16 protein-coding genes are annotated in these 17,044 nt (G+C 49.1%); 8 read left to right on the forward strand and 8 right to left on the reverse strand.

The features are described 5' to 3' along the window. The first annotated feature begins 21 nt into the window (after positions 1-21). The 4 genes from gmk to H8S52_RS09015 are packed head-to-tail and all read left to right on the forward strand — an operon-like array spanning position 22 to position 1,840. Positions 22-585, forward strand: a complete 564-nt coding sequence (gene gmk, locus H8S52_RS09000; protein ID WP_117955607.1) for a guanylate kinase — start codon at positions 22-24, stop codon at positions 583-585. After that, a complete protein-coding gene (locus tag H8S52_RS09005) occupies positions 582-791 on the forward strand; it encodes a hypothetical protein (protein ID WP_117859022.1) in 210 nt (69 codons plus the stop codon). Before gmk ends, H8S52_RS09005 begins: the two co-directional genes overlap by 4 nt. A gap of 45 nt (positions 792-836) precedes the next feature. Then, entirely contained in the window at positions 837-1,403 is a 567-nt protein-coding gene (gene nadD, locus H8S52_RS09010) for a nicotinate (nicotinamide) nucleotide adenylyltransferase (protein WP_016661746.1), read from the forward strand. A gap of 5 nt (positions 1,404-1,408) precedes the next feature. Next, complete coding sequence (locus H8S52_RS09015; protein WP_186909665.1) at positions 1,409-1,840, forward strand: DUF6078 family protein; 432 nt, start codon at positions 1,409-1,411, stop codon at positions 1,838-1,840. 190 nt (positions 1,841-2,030) lie between these two features. On the opposite strand, the gene H8S52_RS09020 is transcribed toward H8S52_RS09015, so the two are convergent. The 5 genes from H8S52_RS09020 to H8S52_RS09040 all read right to left on the reverse strand — a co-directional run bounded on the left by H8S52_RS09020 (position 2,031) and on the right by H8S52_RS09040 (position 8,350). Beyond that, entirely contained in the window at positions 2,031-3,248 is a 1,218-nt protein-coding gene (locus H8S52_RS09020; protein WP_186909666.1) for a GTP-binding protein, read from the reverse strand. A 15-nt stretch (positions 3,249-3,263) separates the two neighbouring features. Next, positions 3,264-4,232: an alpha/beta hydrolase gene (locus tag H8S52_RS09025; RefSeq protein ID WP_186909667.1), complete on the reverse strand. Its 969-nt coding sequence runs from the start codon at positions 4,230-4,232 to the stop codon at positions 3,264-3,266. A 135-nt stretch (positions 4,233-4,367) separates the two neighbouring features. Continuing rightward, positions 4,368-5,705, reverse strand: a complete 1,338-nt coding sequence (locus H8S52_RS09030) for an NADP-specific glutamate dehydrogenase (protein WP_005657039.1) — start codon at positions 5,703-5,705, stop codon at positions 4,368-4,370. 186 nt (positions 5,706-5,891) lie between these two features. Further along, positions 5,892-6,065, reverse strand: a complete 174-nt coding sequence (locus H8S52_RS09035) for a hypothetical protein (RefSeq protein ID WP_117901737.1) — start codon at positions 6,063-6,065, stop codon at positions 5,892-5,894. Beyond that, positions 6,062-8,350: an NADP-dependent malic enzyme gene (locus tag H8S52_RS09040; RefSeq protein ID WP_005657033.1), complete on the reverse strand. Its 2,289-nt coding sequence runs from the start codon at positions 8,348-8,350 to the stop codon at positions 6,062-6,064. Before H8S52_RS09040 ends, H8S52_RS09035 begins: the two co-directional genes overlap by 4 nt. 174 nt (positions 8,351-8,524) lie before the next feature. Here H8S52_RS09040 and H8S52_RS09045 point away from each other — a divergent pair, with 174 nt between their 5' ends. Continuing rightward, positions 8,525-11,026 carry a family 20 glycosylhydrolase gene (locus H8S52_RS09045; RefSeq protein WP_186909668.1) on the forward strand — a complete coding sequence of 834 codons (2,502 nt, stop codon included), beginning with the start codon at positions 8,525-8,527 and terminating at the stop codon, positions 11,024-11,026. Between the two features lie 85 nt (positions 11,027-11,111). On the opposite strand, the gene H8S52_RS09050 is transcribed toward H8S52_RS09045, so the two are convergent. Beyond that, positions 11,112-12,392, reverse strand: a complete 1,281-nt coding sequence (locus H8S52_RS09050; protein ID WP_186909669.1) for an O-acetylhomoserine aminocarboxypropyltransferase/cysteine synthase family protein — start codon at positions 12,390-12,392, stop codon at positions 11,112-11,114. A 140-nt stretch (positions 12,393-12,532) separates the two neighbouring features. Here H8S52_RS09050 and H8S52_RS09055 point away from each other — a divergent pair, with 140 nt between their 5' ends. Next, positions 12,533-13,576 carry an N-acetylmuramoyl-L-alanine amidase gene (locus H8S52_RS09055; protein WP_034535946.1) on the forward strand — a complete coding sequence of 348 codons (1,044 nt, stop codon included), beginning with the start codon at positions 12,533-12,535 and terminating at the stop codon, positions 13,574-13,576. An 83-nt stretch (positions 13,577-13,659) separates the two neighbouring features. Here H8S52_RS09055 and H8S52_RS09060 read toward each other — a convergent pair whose 3' ends face one another. Next, positions 13,660-14,517: a GyrI-like domain-containing protein gene (locus H8S52_RS09060; protein WP_034535976.1), complete on the reverse strand. Its 858-nt coding sequence runs from the start codon at positions 14,515-14,517 to the stop codon at positions 13,660-13,662. Positions 14,518-14,727: 210 nt separating this feature from the next. Here H8S52_RS09060 and H8S52_RS09065 point away from each other — a divergent pair, with 210 nt between their 5' ends. Next, positions 14,728-15,588 (forward strand): urea transporter, encoded by an 861-nt coding sequence (locus H8S52_RS09065; protein WP_186909670.1) that lies wholly within the window; start codon positions 14,728-14,730, stop codon positions 15,586-15,588. Between the two features lie 22 nt (positions 15,589-15,610). Beyond that, complete coding sequence (locus tag H8S52_RS09070) at positions 15,611-16,318, forward strand: TIGR02757 family protein (protein ID WP_186909671.1); 708 nt, start codon at positions 15,611-15,613, stop codon at positions 16,316-16,318. A 13-nt stretch (positions 16,319-16,331) separates the two neighbouring features. Here H8S52_RS09070 and ung read toward each other — a convergent pair whose 3' ends face one another. Further along, positions 16,332-16,994: a uracil-DNA glycosylase gene (gene ung / locus H8S52_RS09075; RefSeq protein WP_186909672.1), complete on the reverse strand. Its 663-nt coding sequence runs from the start codon at positions 16,992-16,994 to the stop codon at positions 16,332-16,334. Between the last annotated feature and the right edge of the window lie 50 nt (positions 16,995-17,044).

A 17,044-nucleotide genomic window follows, 5' to 3' on the forward strand; every position in this document is an offset into this window, starting at 1 on the left:
GTTAAATAGTAAATACCACAGATGGGTAAACTGATTATATTTTCCGCCCCCTCCGGGTCGGGCAAGTCCACAATTATCAACTATCTGTTGACGCAGAACCTGAATCTGGCTTTCTCTATTTCGGCAACCAGCCGTCCGCCGCGCGGCACGGAGCAGAACGGGGTGGAGTATTTCTTTCTCACTCCCGATGAGTTCCGGAGTCGCATAGCCAACGATGAGTTCCTGGAATACGAGGAAGTGTATCAGGACCGCTTCTACGGAACACTGAAAGCACAGGTGGAAAAGCAATTGGCTGCCGGACAGAATGTTGTATTCGATGTAGACGTAGTGGGCGGTTGCAATATCAAGAAGTTCTACGGCGAGCGTGCTTTGTCCGTTTTCATCCAGCCGCCTTCGGTGGAGGAATTGCGCAAACGCTTGATAGGCCGCGGCACGGATGCTCCCGAAGTTATCGAGAGCCGTGTGGCAAAGGCCGAATACGAGCTTGGCTTTGCACCGAAATTCGATACGGTCATTGTAAACGATGATTTGGAAACGGCTAAAGCGGAGACATTGAAAGTGATAACCCAATTCCTGAACCGATGAAGCGGACGAAAGCCGGGCGTTTATCGCCGAGAGCCAATAAGTTCCTCTTAGTCCTGAATATCGTTCTGTTGTTGGGGGCTATTGTCTTGGCGATACTGAGCATCGACCTGAAAGAGTACACTTCGGCTGTAGCGATGTTTATGGTCGTGATTGTAAGCGGTGGTAATATTTACGGCTGTTGGAAACGTTTGAGAGAAAAACTTTGATACCATACTTTAGTATGTTTTAATTCTTAATTTTCAATTTATCAAGTGGATATAGGCATTTTCAGCGGTTCGTTCAATCCGGTACATATCGGACATCTGGCGCTTGCCAACTATCTTTGTGAATACGAAGGGTTGGACGAGGTGTGGTTCATGGTGACTCCGCATAATCCGCTGAAAGAAGAAGCCTCTCTGATGAGCGATGAATTCCGTCTGAAGCTGGTGCAGCTTGCCATTGGAGGCTATCCCAAGTTCCGGGCTTCCGATTTCGAGTTTCATCTGCCGCGTCCGTCTTATACCGTGCATACGCTTGATAAATTGAAACAGACTTATCCGCAAGACACTTTCCACCTTATTATAGGTTCCGACAACTGGAAGCTTTTCTCCCGGTGGTATCAGTCGGAGCGTATTCTTGCGGAAAACTTTATTCTTATTTACCCCCGTCCCGGTTATGAGGTGGACGGGAATACTTTACCTCAAAATGTAAAACTGGCCTCTTCGCCCACATTCGAAATAAGTTCTACCTTTATCCGCCAGGCGATGGAAGAGGGCAGGGACGTGCGTTATTTCCTGCATCCGGCTGTCTATGAAGCGTTGAGACAAACTAATCTGTAAAATAAATGAATGACTTGGAAAATTTACAGGCGCCCCACAACTTCGGTGTATGTGCCTCTGCCTGTTGTACGAAACGCTTTACCTGCCTGCGCTATATAGCCTTGCAGAATGCTTCCCTGCAATATCCGTTCCTGCCTACGCTTACTTCCCGGAAGCTGGAGTCGATGAAAGGAAAGTGTGAATATTACCGTCCGAATACGCCGGTGCGTTATGCCCGCGGCTTCACCCGGGTGGCAGAGTTGCTCACGGTTCGGGTGGCGGGCACATTCCGCTTGCGGCTTATTTCCTACTTCGGGCGTAAGAACTATTACCTTGCCCGTAAAGGAGAGTACCTTATCAATCCTGCTGCCCAGCAATACATTATCAGCCAGGCAGAAGCTCTCGGTCTGCGGCTTGATGACTACTTTGACGAGTATGTAGAACGGTATGACTGGTAGGGATAACCGGTTGAAATGCAACGCAATGTAGTTTCCCCACGGCGGGAACTCCGGTTTCCTTAGGGGGAAACGTCAGTTTCCTATGGTAGAAACTTCAGTTTCCCTGCAGGGAAATTCGGGTTTCCTTAAAGGGGAACGGGCGTTTCCTTAAGGGAAACATCCGTCTCCTCCGGTGGAAACGGAAATGGGCTTACTCAAGGCATGCGTCGAGGTCGCGTATAATCTGCTCTTTGTCCATGTGCTGGCCGATGAAGACTATCTTTTGCATGCGGTCTCCGTATTTTTCGTCCCAGTCGCGCATCAGTCCGGGTTCTTGGCGCATCAGTTCAATCAGGTCTTCTTCGGGGGCTGTGGCATACCACAGTCCGGCTTCGGTCAGTTGTTTCTGAGTGCCTGCCTGTTCAAAAAGGTAGGACATGTCGCGGTTGTGGCTGAAATAGCATACGCCTTTGGCACGGATGATGTTGCGGCTCCATCTGGTGGCGATGAAATGGTCGAATTTGTGAATGTCGAATGCCGGACGGCGGTAGTAAACGAAAGTACCGATGCCGTATTCTTCCACTTCACCCCCTTCGTGATGGTGATGATGATGGTGTCCGTGCTCTTCATGATGATGCTCATGCCCTTCTTCGTGGTGATGATGTCCGTGCGCTTCTTTTTCTTCCTCTTCGGTGGCTGGTTTCTCTATCCCGCGAATCCATCCTGCCGAGGTAGCCACGCGTTCGAAGTCGAACAGGTCTGTATGGATAATCTTCTTTAAATCGACATCCGCGTAATTGCATTCGATGATTTCGGCTGCGGGTTGCAGGGTACGTATAATCTGCTTGATGCGTTCCAGCTCTTCGGGTTTTACTTCCGCTGCCTTGTTCAGAAGAACGATATTACAGAATTCAATCTGCTGGATGATAAGATTTTCAATGTCTTCCTCGTCAATCCCTTTCCGGGTGAGGTCGTTGCCGCAGGCGAACTCGTCTTGCAGGCGCAGGGCGTCCACTACGGTGGTGATGCAGTCCAGGCGGCAGATGCCGTATTGGGTGTACATGCCGCCCAGGCGGGGAATGGAGCAGATGGTCTGTGCGATAGGTTCGGGTTCGCAGATGCCGCTGGCTTCGATAACGATATAGTCGAAACGCTCCATCCGCATGATTTCGCCTATTTGCTCTATCAGGTCCGTTTTCAGCGTGCAGCAGATGCAGCCGTTTTGAAGCGCAACGAGGCTTTCGTCTTTCTTGCCCACGATGCCGCCCTTTTGAATGAGGTCCGCGTCAATGTTTACCTCGCCTATGTCATTGACGATAACTGCGAATCTGATGCCTTGTTTATTGGCGAGAATATGGTTTACTAACGTCGTTTTACCGCTGCCCAGATAACCGGTGAGGAGCAGTACGGGAATTTCTTTTGTTGTCATATCTGTTATTGGTTTTTATTTGTTGTTATTGACGAACCGTACGGTTGCATTCATCAACGCGGCATTGACGGGCAGTGAAGGATTATTGTACACTGCCATTTGTTGCTGCGGTGCGGTGCTCTCACAATCTTTCAGCACATGGTTCATTTTGTCTATCAAGACGAGTTCTGCCTTGGGAGATGCTTTTTTCAGCAGCATTGCATCCTCTTCCTTTACCTGAATATCGTTTTTGCCTTGAAGAATCAGCACGGGCATTTTCAGGGAAGCGATGACGGTCTGCGGATTATATTTATACCAGGAGATGAGGTAGGGCTGTACAGAAGGCCGGAACAGGGCTTGCAGATAGGCAGGGACTTGCGCCACCTCTTTTCCGTTTCTTAACGAGCGGTTGATGTCCGCCACTTCTTTCCGTATGGACTCCGGCATCATTTGGGCAGCCACTTGCTTTTCTATGATTTCGTATGCCGGACTGCCTGCGCCGGCAATGGAAATGAAACTCTTTACTTTGGGGCGGCTCTGGCAGGCAAGCATGCCGATGAGCGAGCCTTCGCTATGTCCGGCCACTGTGATGCCGGTGAAGCGTTTGTCTTTGGCAAGAAAGTCTATCCAGCCCGTCACATCGTTTACATAATCCTCGAAGCGGAGTTTGGACTCTTCTTTGCCTGCTGCGGCGCTGCCGGCTATGCCGCGTTTGTCGAAACGGAGCGAGGCGATGCCTTTCTGTGCCAGTCCCTCGGCAAGGAATTTCAGCGAATTGTTTTTCATCATGGGATTGTTGCCGTCCATGTCGGTAGGGCCGGAACCGGCGATAAGCAGCACTACGGGGCAGGTTGTGGCATTGGCAGGCAGGAGAAGTCTGCCTTTGATGTCGCCGGTAGCGGTACTTAATGTTACAGGACTTTCTTCGGATGTGAGAGGCTGCGCCTGGCAGTAAGGTTGGAGAAACAGGACGCAACTGAATAGAAGGAGAAGTAATCGTTTCATATCATTTACTTTTTGGTTTTTGGAAAACGGAAGTAAATGTAAACAATATTATCAGATAAAAAAAGAGGAAAGCATGTCAAAATTCGGATAAATCTTACATGCTTTCCTCTTATTATACCGTAACAATCATCCTGCTTACAGGATACCTTGCGACATCATTGCCTTGGCTACTTTCATAAATCCGGCAACGTTGGCGCCCTTTACGTAATTTACGTAACCGTCGGCTTCCGTTCCGTACTGCACGCAAGCCTCGTGGATGTTCTTCATGATGCTTTTCAGCTTTTCGTCCACTTCTTCGGCGCTCCAGCCCAGTTTAATGGAGTTCTGGGTCATTTCGAGGCCCGATACCGATACACCGCCGGCATTGGCTGCCTTGCCCGGAGCATACAGAATCTTGGCTTCCTGGAACACTTTGATAGCTTCGGGAGTAGAAGGCATGTTTGCACCTTCGGATACCGCCATTACACCGTTGGCGATAAGTTTCTTGGCATCGTCACCGTTGATTTCATTCTGAGTGGCAGAAGGCAGAGCGATATCTGCTTTTTCGCCCCAGGGACGTGCACCTTCCACATACTTAACGCCCGGATATTGCTCTGCATATTCGCGGATGCGTCCACGGTAGAGGTTCTTGAGTTCCATGATGTAATCCAGCTTTTCACGGTCGATACCTGCGGGGTCGTATATGTAACCGTCGGAATCGGACATTGTCAGGACTTTGCCACCCATCTCCAGTACTTTCTCGGCAGTGTACTGAGCCACGTTGCCCGAACCGGAAATCAGGCAGGTCTTGCCCTTGAGGTCTGTACCTCTGGTTTTCAGCATTTCCAGCAAGAAGTAGATGTTGCCGTAACCCGTGGCTTCCGGACGAATCAGCGAACCGCCGAATTCGCGGCCTTTTCCTGTGAAAGTTCCGGTAAACTCGTGAGCCAGTTTCTTGTACATGCCGAACATGAAACCTACTTCGCGGCCGCCTACACCGATGTCACCGGCAGGAACGTCGGTCTCGGGACCGATGTGGCGCCACAGCTCCAGCATGAAAGCCTGAACGAAACGCATCACCTCTGCATTTGACTTGCCGCGCGGAGAGAAGTCCGAACCGCCTTTACCGCCACCCATAGGCAGGGTAGTCAGCGAGTTTTTGAAAGTCTGTTCGAAAGCAAGGAATTTCAGAATGGAGAGGTTCACGGAAGCGTGGAAACGGATACCGCCTTTGTACGGACCGATGGCGTTGTTGTGCTGTACACGGTAACCCATGTTGGTTTGTACGTTACCCTTGTCATCCACCCAAGTAACACGGAACTGGTAAACGCGATCGGGGATGCAAAGACGCTCAATCAGATTGGCTTTGTCGAACTCCGGATGTTTGTTGTACTCTTCTTCAATGGTAGAAAGCACTTCTTCTACTGCCTGATGATACTCCGGTTCATTGGGGAACCGTCTTTTCAAATCTTCTAATACCTTAGCTGCATTCATAATCTATTTCTTTTATTGGGTTTGCATATTTATATTGTAAGGCGGTGATACGGTAGCGCCTTACCTCTTGTTGCGGTTGCAAAAGTAAACATAAAAATGATACAAGCAAACAATTTATAAATAAAATACGGGATAAAACAACAAAAATATTGTTTTATCCCGTAAAAATGAATAAAAAGATATTATTTATTTCCTTTTGAGCGCTTTTATTACAGGAATGAATACCAATGCTGCTGAAATGGCAAGTGTCAGGATAATTGGTCCGTCAATCCGTTCGGCGGTTGTCAGTACTATGTAGCAAAGCGCTGCCCAAAGAAGCGTGATGCAAACGATTTGAAATCTGGAAAATTGCCTTTTCATTTGCCTGCTTTCTTTTTGTCCACAATGGCGTCGATAACGGCTACTGCGGTAATGTTTACTATATCGCGCACGGAGCTTTCAAAATCGGTAAAATGGATAGGCTTGTTCAGTCCCATCTGTATCGGGCCGATGAGTTCGGAGTCCATATCCATCGACTGCAACAGTTTGTATGCGGAGTTGGCGGAACTCAGGTTCGGGAAGATAAGCGTATTCACATCCTTTCCTTTCAGGCGGGTAAACGGATACTTGGCATCGCGCAGTTCGCGGTTCATGGCAAAGTTCACCTGCATTTCGCCGTCGATGGCAAGGTCGGGATAGTTGCGCTGCATGTAATCCACGGCTTCGTGCACGCTTACCGGACTTCCTTCCTTGTCCGTACCGAAGTTGGAGTAGCTCAGCATGGCCATAACGGGAGTATGGTTGAAGAAGCGTACGGTATACTCCGACAGTTTGGCGATGTCTATCAGCGTTTCCGCATTGGGATGGCGGTTGATAAGCGTATCGGCAAGGAAGTACGTGCCTTTCTTGGAGTTGAGGATGTGCATTGTGCCGAAGTGCTTGAATTCCGGACGGATGCCGATTACTTCTTTGGCCACCTTGATGGTGTTGCTGTACTTGGTGTACAATCCGGTGATGAAAGCGTCGGCCTCACCGGTTTCCACCATCATCATGCCGAAGTAGTTGCGCTCGAACATCTTGTCGTTGGCCTCTTCGTAGGTGACGCCTTCGCGGGCGCGCTTTTCGGAAAGGATACGTGCGTAACGTTCGCGGCGTTCCGATTCGTTGGGATGGCGCAGGTTTACGATTTCAATGCCTTCGAGGCTGAGGTCGAGTTCTTTTGCCAGCTTCTCGATAGCTTCGTCATTGCCCAATATGATGGGATGGCAGATACCTTCGGCCTTGGCTTCAACGGCAGCTTTCAGCATATTGGGGTGAATGCCTTCGGCAAATACCACACGTTGCGGGTTGCGGCGGGCGGTGTCGTAGAGCTGGCGGGTGAGCTTGCTTTCATAGCCCATCAGCTCGCGCAGTTGCAGGCGGTAGGCATCCCAGTCTGCAATGTGCTTGCGGGCCACACCGCTGTCCATGGCAGCTTTTGCCACGGCGCAGGACACTTCGGTGATGAGGCGCGGGTCTACTGGTTTCGGGATGAAGTATTCGGGACCGAAAGTGAAGTTGTTCACATGGTAGGCTTCGTTCACCACGTCGGGTACGGGTTGTTTGGCAAGATTGGCGATAGCGTGTACGGCAGCAATCTTCATCTCTTCGTTGATGGCTTTTGCTTGCGTATCGAGTGCACCGCGGAAGATATAGGGGAAGCCGATAACGTTGTTAATCTGGTTCGGATAGTCGGAACGGCCGGTAGACATCAGTACGTCCGGACGCGCTGCCATGGCATCCTCGTAGGATATTTCCGGAGTAGGATTGGCAAGGGCGAATACAATGGGGTGGTCGGCCATGCTGCGTACCATATCCTGCGTCAATACATTGCCTTTGGACAGGCCGAGGAATACGTCGGCGCCTTTGATGGCTTCGGCAAGGGTGTGCACGTCGCGGCGGTCGGTTGCAAAGTAACGCTTTTGTTCGGTCAGGTTCTCGCGGTCGCTGGTGATGACGCCTTTGCTGTCCAGCATCAGGATGTTCTCGCGGCGTGCGCCGAGCGATTCGTACAGTTTGGTGCATGAGGTGGCGGAAGCGCCTGCGCCGTTCACTACGATTCTTACGTTTTCAATCTTCTTGCCTGCCACTTCCAGTGCGTTCAGCAGTCCGGCGCTGGAGATGATGGCCGTACCATGCTGGTCGTCGTGCATCACCGGAATATCAAGTTCCTCTTTCAGCCGGCGTTCTATTTCAAAACATTCGGGAGCCTTGATGTCTTCCAGGTTGATACCGCCGAAAGTGGGAGCAATCGCCTTGACTGCTTCGATAAACTTGTCGGGGTCTTTCTCGTTCACTTCGATATCGAATACATCGATGCCGGCATAGATTTTGAACAACAGCCCTTTTCCTTCCATAACGGGCTTTCCGCTGAGCGCACCTATGTCGCCCAGACCGAGAACGGCGGTTCCGTTGGAGATTACAGCTACCAGATTGCCTTTGGCTGTATATTTATATGCGTCCTGCGGGTTCTTCTCGATTTCGAGGCACGGTTCTGCAACACCCGGAGAATAAGCGAGTGAAAGGTCGGTTTGTGTACTGTAGGGCTTGGTGGGCACTACTTCAATTTTTCCCGGTTTGCCTTGCGAGTGATAGAGCAAGGCAGCTTCTTTGGTTATCTTAGCCATGGTAGATTAGTTAAATTTGTTATGATTTGGTCGCAAATTTAGAGATAAAAGTTCTAATTTGTAGCCTGTATCGGATAATTTCTATTAGAATTATCAGTAAATAAACTAAAAATGCTTATTTTTGGCAATAGATTTAAGTATTACCCCCAATTATTAACTTAACACAGTTGTTTTATGAAGATTTTTAAACTTCCTCTTGCAGGATTATTGTTTTGCACCGCGCCGTTGCTGGCAGGATGCGGAACGAGTGACAAACCCGAAGCTCCGGTTTCTCTGACCTGGGAAATGGGTACAAGTAATGTGGAACCCGGATATTACGAGAATTCCTTTGTTCTTAAAAACATCTCCGGCGCTCCTCTTCCCCGAAATTGGACAATCTATTATTCGCAACTTCCCCGCAATGTGAAGCAGGTAGGGAATCCTGTAGTCAGGGTGGAGTCGGTGAACGGAAACTTCTTTAAGATGTATCCGACGGAAAGTTTTACTCCGTTGGCTCCCGGTGATTCCATGCGTATTACTTTTCTGTGTTCTTATAAGATAGACCGGAATTCGCACGCGCCCGAAGGCACGTATTGGGTGGCTACGGCAGACGGTAAGGAAAGCAGTCCGCTTCCCGTAAGGCTGAATACGCTTGCGTTGCCCTCGCCGGAGTCACTGCCCGGCTATCCGGATGCAACTAAAATATACGAATCGAATCTTCGTTTGGAGAACGTATCGGCTTTGCAACCATGGGATATATTGCCGTCGGTAAAGAAAGCGACGCCTGCCGAAGGCGCTGTTGTGCTGGATGGCAAGGTGGCTTTGGCTTATCCGGACGCGTATGCCGTTGAGGCAAGGTTGCTGAAAGAGAAGTTATCCGCTCTGTACGGCTTGGAAGTAGTGGATAAAGCTCCCGTTACGATTGCTTTGGAAACCTTGGCCGACAAGGCGAAAGCTGTGAACGATGAATACTATGATTTGGTTATAGACAGTGACCGGATAAAGATTAGCGCCGCCACTCCGCACGGAGTTTTCAACGGTACGCAAACCTTGCTGGCGATGCTGAAAGGTAAAAAAGCGCCGTACCGGCTGGATGCTATGTCTGTGGAAGATTATCCCGACCTTCTGTATCGCGGGCAGATGATAGACATTGCCCGCAACTTCACTACCGTAGACAATCTGAAAAAGCTGGTGGACATTTTCGCTTCTTACAAAATGAATGTGCTTCATTTCCATTTTTCGGATGATGAGGCATGGCGTCTGGAAATTCCGGGACTGGAAGAACTGACCGCTGTAGGCAGCCGCCGCGGACATACCACCGACGAGAGCCGTTGCCTCTATCCGTGCTATGACGGCGGTTACGACCCGGATGCCGCAACCGTAGGCAACGGATATTACTCCCGTGAGGACTTTATCGGTCTGTTGCGCTATGCTGCCGAAAGACATATTCGCGTTATACCGGAAATAGAGTCTCCCGGACATGCCCGTGCGGCTATCGTCTCCATGAAAGCGCGTTATAATAAGTATAAGGACACGGATGTGGAAAAGGCAGCCGAATATCTGCTGAGTGAGCCGGAAGATACTTCCCGCTATGCATCCGTGCAGTATTATACGGACAATGTGATAAATGTAGCCATGCCCTCTACTTATCGCTTTATGGAGAAAGTGATTCAGGAACTTGCGGTTATGTACAGGGAAGCCGGTGTACCGCTGGCTACGGTGCATCTTGGCGGTGATGAAGTGGCGCGTGGCGTATGGCTGGGTTCTCCAAAATGTCGGGCGTTGATGAAAGAGAAAGGAATGACGAAACCGCATGACTTGGCAGAGCATTTCATTACGCGCATGGCGGACATCATGCAAAGGAACGGACTGAAATTCAGCGGTTGGCAGGAAGTCGCTTTGGGACATACCGAAGAGGCGCACCGGCAATTGCGGACTCAGGCGGCAGGCGTGTACTGCTGGAATACGGTTCCGGGATACGATGAGGTGGTGTATCAGATTGCCAATAACAGCTACCCGGTGATTCTCTGTAATGTGGGCAATTTCTATATGGATATGGCGTACAACGGGCATCCCGACGAGAGCGGGCTCGATTGGGGCGGTTATGTGGATGAGTCAGTCTCTTTCTCCATGCTTCCTTTCAGCATCTATCGTTCGTTGCGTGCGGACGGTGCAGGCAATCCCGTCGATTTGGATGCAGCGGAAAAGGGAAAAACTGTTCTGACGGTAGAGGGACGAAAGAATATCCTGGGTGTGCAAGGCCAGTTGTTTGCCGAAACAATCCGTAGCTTTAACGGTGTGGAATACCTTCTTTTCCCGAAAATCATGGGACTGGCAGAGCGTGGCTGGAATGCTTATCCGGCATGGGAAGAACTGCGGGGTGCACAGGAACAGCAAGCCTTCAACAAAGCATTGGCGTTGTATTATGAAAAAATCAGCGATATGGAAATGCCTTATTGGGCAAGGAACGGTATCAATTTCCGCCTGCCTCATCCGGGATTGTTGGTGAAGGACGGTAAACTTTATGCCAACGTTGCCATTCGAGGTGCTGAAATACGTTACACAACGGATGGTTCGGAACCGGATACCCAATCTGCTTTGTGGGAAGCACCCGTGCCGTGCCATGCTCCGGTAGTGAAGGCAAAGACCTTCTGTCAGGGTAAGGAAAGCCTGCCGATAACATTGAAAACGGAATAATTAAGGAAACGCATCATCCGTTGAGGCTGAATGTATGATTGAACAGCCCTCGGCAGATGATGCGTTTCATTTGAACAGATGATGCTTACGCGTTCAGCGCCTGTTCTATATCTGCGATGATGTCGTCCGCATTTTCAATACCCACCGAGAAACGGATGAGGTCGGGGCGGATACCGGCTTCCAACAGTTGCTCGTCAGAGAGCTGACGGTGCGTATGGCTGGCGGGATGGAGCACGCAGGTACGTGCATCGGCAACGTGAGTTACGATAGCTGCCAGCTTCAACGAGTCCATAAACTTGATGGACACCTCGCGGCCGCCTTTCAGTCCGAAAGAGATAACACCGCAGGAACCGTTGGGCATGTACTTTTGTGCCAATGCGTAATACTGGTTGTCGGGCAGGCCGCAATAGTTCACCCATGCCACTTTTTCATTCCTGGAAAGGTATTCGGCTACTTTTTGGGCATTGCCGCAGTGTTGCGGCATGCGCAGGTGCAGAGTTTCCAGACCGAGATTCAGCAAGAACGCATTCTGCGGAGACTGGATGCTGCCGAGGTCGCGCATCAGTTGCGCCGTTGCTTTAGTGATGTAAGCCAGTTTGCCGAAAGCTTTTGTATAAGTCAGTCCGTGATACGATTCGTCCGGTGTGCAGAGACCGGGGAATTTGTCGGCATGTGCTTCCCAGTCGAAATTGCCGCTGTCTACAACTGCTCCGCCTACGCTGGTGGCGTGTCCGTCCATATATTTGGTAGTGGAGTGGACTACTATATCGGCTCCCCATTCAAACGGGCGGCAGTTGATAGGAGTGGGGAAAGTATTGTCTACAATCAAAGGTACGCCGTGCTTGTGGGCGATACGGGCAAACTTTTCGATGTCGAGAACTTCCAGCGTAGGGTTGGAGATTGTTTCGCCGAACAGGGCTTTGGTGTTCGGACGGAAAGCGGCAGAGATTTCCTCTTCGGGCGCATCGGGGTTGACAAACGTTACATCGACACCCAGCTTTTTCATTGTCACGCCAAACAGGTTGAACGTTCCGCCATAGATAGTGGATGAGCATACGAAGTGGTCGCCTGCCTGGCAGATGTTGAAGATGGCATAGAAATTCGCTGCTTGTCCGCTCGATGTCAGCATAGCGGCTACACCGCCTTCGAGGGCGGCTATCTTGGCGGCAACGGCATCGTTCGTAGGATTTTGCAGACGGGTATAGAAGTAACCGCTGTCTTCGAGGTCGAACAGACGCGCCATTTGCTCGCTGGTATCGTATTTGAAAGTTGTACTTTGATAAATGGGGAGTACGCGGGGTTCTCCCTTTTTAGGAGTCCACCCTGCCTGTACGCACAGTGTCTCCGGCTTGAATTGCTTTGCCATAATGCTATCTGTATTTAGAGTTTCTTTTCTTTAAAACACGTAAGTTGTCGCAAAAGTAGGGAAAAAAATATAATTTTGTGCGCGCGAATGGTAAAATGCTATAATTTAGCAGTTGAAAATCTGCTGCCGATACGAAATAAATGACGAATAACGGGAATATGAAACGTATATTTTGCTTGCTTGCTGTTCTCTTCTGTACTTTTCTTCTTTTGGATGTCTCTGCTCAGGGAGAATATGCCACACCCAAATCGGGCGAGGGTATTTCGTCTTTTCTGGAACGGAACAAACGTCCGGGAAAAGCCTACTATAATGAGTTTATGAAGCTGAACGAAAAACGTCTGCGTGGAAAAGAAGAACTGCGATTGGGAGTGAAATATGTGTTGCCGCCCTTGAAGAAAGGGACTTCTGCCTCCGTTTCGCCCAAAGCTGTTGCCGGTAAAAAGAGAGTGGTTCGCGAACGACTGTTCGGGAAGAAGCTGGCCGATGTGACAGTGACGTCCAACCGCTTGCAGGGTGCTTGCTTCTATGTGGTCAGCGGGCATGGCGGTCCCGATCCCGGAGCTATCGGAAAAATAGGAAAGGTGGAATTGCACGAGGATGAATATGCCTATGATGTTGCCTTGCGCCTTGCCCGTAACCTGATGCAGGAAGGGGCGGAAGTGCATATCATCATTCAGGATGCCAAAGACGGAATCCGAGACAGCCGCTACCTTTCCAACAGTAAGCGGGAAACGTGCATGGGCGATGCCATTCCGCTGAATCAGGTAGCCCGCCTGCAACAGCGTTGCACCAAAATCAATGAACTCTACCGGAAAGACCGTAGGAAGTATAAGTATTGCCGGGCTATATTCTTGCATGTGGACAGCCGCAGCAGGAGTGCGCAGACGGACGTATTCTTTTACCATGCTCCGAAAAGCGTGTCGGGAAAGAAACTGGCGGTTACCATGAAAGAAACTTTCGAATCGAAATATGACAAACATCAGCCCAATCGCGGATTTGAAGGGACTGTCAGTTCGCGTAACCTCTACGTGTTGCTGCAAGCCGCTCCGGTTTCAGTCTTCGTTGAACTGGGCAATATCCAGAATACGTTCGACCAGCGCCGTTTCGTTATCAGTTCCAACCGCCAGGCTCTGGCAAAGTGGATGACGGAAGGATTCATTGCGGACTATAAGCAGGTGAAGTAGGGGTGTTTGTCTGTTTCATAAGGTATGGTTTCTCATTCCGGACATAATGAAGAATGACGAACCCATACCTTACATATTTTAATTTATTCTATCGGAATATAGATTTCTGTCAGTAACTCATCCGGTGCAGTATCAGCCGGATTATTCAGGTATCGTTCGGCGCTGGCTTCCTCTCTGAATGTACATTCCATTTCAGGGATGTATTTTCCATAGATTGTGTCGTATACACTTTGCAGGTGTTCGTATGAACCCTTATACAGGAATATGGCATAGCGTCCTGCCGGAAGTTGCTTGAAGCCGATATTACCTTTCGGGGTTACGGCGGTAGGCATAACCATACATACATCGGTACGCAGTTTCTCTACCGGAGTCACTTTAGGGTCGTCATGATAAATACAATAAGGCATCACTTCTCCTATTGGCAACTTTTCCTCTTGGACGAATTGTTGAAGACGCATCCATGTGCCGCAATAATCATTTAGTTTATAGTCTCCGAACAATCGGATATAAATCAGGTTTCGGGCCGGGAGTTCTTTGATTTCCCGTTTCAGTTTGAGTTCAGGACGGATAATAGCTGGTTTCATAATTACAAAGTTTTTATTGTTACGATATTCTAAAGGTGAAATGCCGTAGAATTGCTTGAACACTTTAGACAATGATGAGGAAGACGAATAACCGATGCGATAAGCAATGTCGGCTATCGGCAAATCGGTGTAGCGCAATAACCGTGCTGCCGTTTCGGTACGTGTCCGGACGATAAACGTACCTACGGGTTCGCCCAAAAAAGCTTTCATGATGCGGTGGAAGTAGAATGGAGAGAAATGGGAAATCTTGGCCAGCGATTTCAGGTCGATTTCTTCTCCGAGGTGGAGATTGATGTAATCCACCACTGCATTCACACACTTCTGATACTCTTCCCGGGTTGTCTTCTTGGTTTCCATATATTCTATCGGCTTGTTCACGATGCAAAAATAAGGGGAAAAGGGATAGGGGACTTGTCCGATGTTGCTATAAATGTGGTTTGCCGCATATTTGTTGGACATTTGTTGGACGGAAGTTCGTTAATAATCATTGTTTGTTTTATCTGAAAAAACAAAACATATGTACTTTTGCAGCGGATTATATTGTATAAATAGCTTTTGAAAGAGTATATGAAAGAAGCATTTCTTATTTTAGGGCGTGGTGTAGGCCAGGTGATGTTTCAGAACAATGCGTTGTCGGGGTCATTGATGCTGGCAGGTATCCTTCTGAATTCCTGGCAAATGGCCTTGATGGCGATTGCGGGTAATGTTGTAAGTACACTAACGGCTTGTCTTTCCGGTTACAGTCGCGAAGATATAAGGAACGGACTTTACGGGTTTAACGGTACTTTGGTGGGAATAGCAATCGGAGTATTTATGCCGGTTTCCGTAGCTTCTTTATCATTGTTGGTTGCAGGTGCGTGCTTATCCGCTTGGATAGCCCGTCTTTTCAGTTTGCAGCGGCGGGTGCCGGGATTTACCGCTCCTTTCATTCTTTCGGTGTGGATATTGTTGGCTGCTTGCAGAGGGATGATGCCGTCTTTGCTGTTGCCTTCCGGGAATGCAGTGACAGCCCAGTCACTCTCTTTTTTGCAGGCTTTTTGTCTGAATATCGGTCAGGTGATGTTTCAGGGGAATACAGTATTGGCAGGAGTGCTCTTCCTGCTGGGTATTATGGTTAATTCCCGTATCAATGGCTTTTATGCTGTATTGGGAGCGGGGCTTCCCATTCCGTTCGCTCTGCTGTTGGGAGTGGATGATGCTGTTTTGAATGCCGGATTGATGGGATATAACGGAGTGTTGTGTGCCATTGCTTTGGGAGATAAAACATGGAAAGGCGGCGCGTGGGCCACAGTGGCTGTATTGCTGTCTGTCTTACTCCAGATAGGCGGTATGAAGTGGGGAATAACAACCCTCACTGCACCGTTCGTTGTTGCTGTATGGATAGTGGCAGGGTACAGGGCCGGATGGAAAAATAGAAATAGAAACTGAAAATTGCTGAATATTACAAAGTATGACCGAGAAAACCCGATTGCAGCTCTTGGCGTGGGCAAGAGAATATCATTGTGCAGCCTTTATACAAGGTGATCCTGTTCAGTTTCCGCATCGATATACGCAGAAACAGGATATTGAGGTTAGCGGCTTGCTCACGGCTATAATGAGTTTTGGCAACCGCAAACAGATATTGAAGAAAGCGGACGAACTGCATGGTTTAATGGGAGCTTCACCCTACCGGTATGTCTTGTCCTGCAGATGGAAAGAAGATTTCCTGCCGACAGATAGGAGTAGCTTTTACCGTATGCTTTCCCATGCGGATTTTTATACTTATTTTGCCCGGCTGCACGCCGCCTATACCCGTTTTGATAGTTTGGAAGATGCCTTGTCGGTTTATCCGGGTACACCGATGGAGAAGCTGTGCGCATTTCTGGAAGTTTCAGCCAAGAGCCCTCAAAAGAAACTGAATATGTTTCTGCGGTGGATGATACGGAAAGAGTCGGAAGTGGATTTCGGTATTTGGAAGAGCTTTGACCGTCGCGATTTGCTGATTCCTTTGGATACGCACGTTTGCAGGGTGGCTTATCTTTTGGGGCTTACCGATACGGAAACATTCTCTCTGAAGAATGCGCGGAACATAACCGAGGCTTTGGCGGAAGTCTTTCCGGATGACCCCTGTTTGGGAGATTTTGCATTGTTCGGCAGCGGGGTAAACGGAGTGCTGTAAGACTGGCTTTTTCTTACCAGTCTATCTCCTCAATGCCTTTGCTCCGTAAATAATCATTGGCTTTGCTGAAGTGCCTGCAACCGAAGAAACCGTATTCGGCGGAACGGGGTGAAGGATGGACGGTTGTCAGAATAAGATGCTTGCTGCTGTCTATCAAGGCTGCCTTTTCTTTGGCATAAGATCCCCAAAGCATAAATACGAGATGTTCCCGTTCATCACTTAATTTCTTGATTACCGCATCTGTGAAAGTTTCCCAGCCCATGTTGCGGTGCGAACCGGTTTCGTGGGCGCGTACCGTAAGGACAGAGTTCATGGAAAATACTCCCTGAGCCACCCAGCGGTCCAGATTGCCGGAAGTAGGAATCGGTTTGCCCAAGTCTCGATGTATCTCCTTGAATATATTGGCGAGTGATCCCGGTATGGCTACTCCTTTCGGTACGGAAAAGCATATCCCGTAATATTGTCCGGGGTTGGGGTAGGGATCTTGTCCTAAGATAACCACTTTTACTTTTTCAAAAGGGCATGAGTTGAAAACATGAAAGATAAGGTGTCCCGGCGGCAACACGTTGGCACGTCCGTATTCGCTTTTCACAAATGATACCAATCTTTCAAAGTAGGGCTTGTCGAATTCTTCTTGTAAACGTTGCCGCCAACTCTCTTCTATCTTGACTTTCATAGGATACTGCATCTAAATACGATGCAACAAATGTACAAATAATCTCTGTG

The organism is Bacteroides sp. NSJ-48 (assembly GCF_014287405.1).
GTDB lineage: Bacteria > Bacteroidota > Bacteroidia > Bacteroidales > Bacteroidaceae > Bacteroides > Bacteroides stercoris.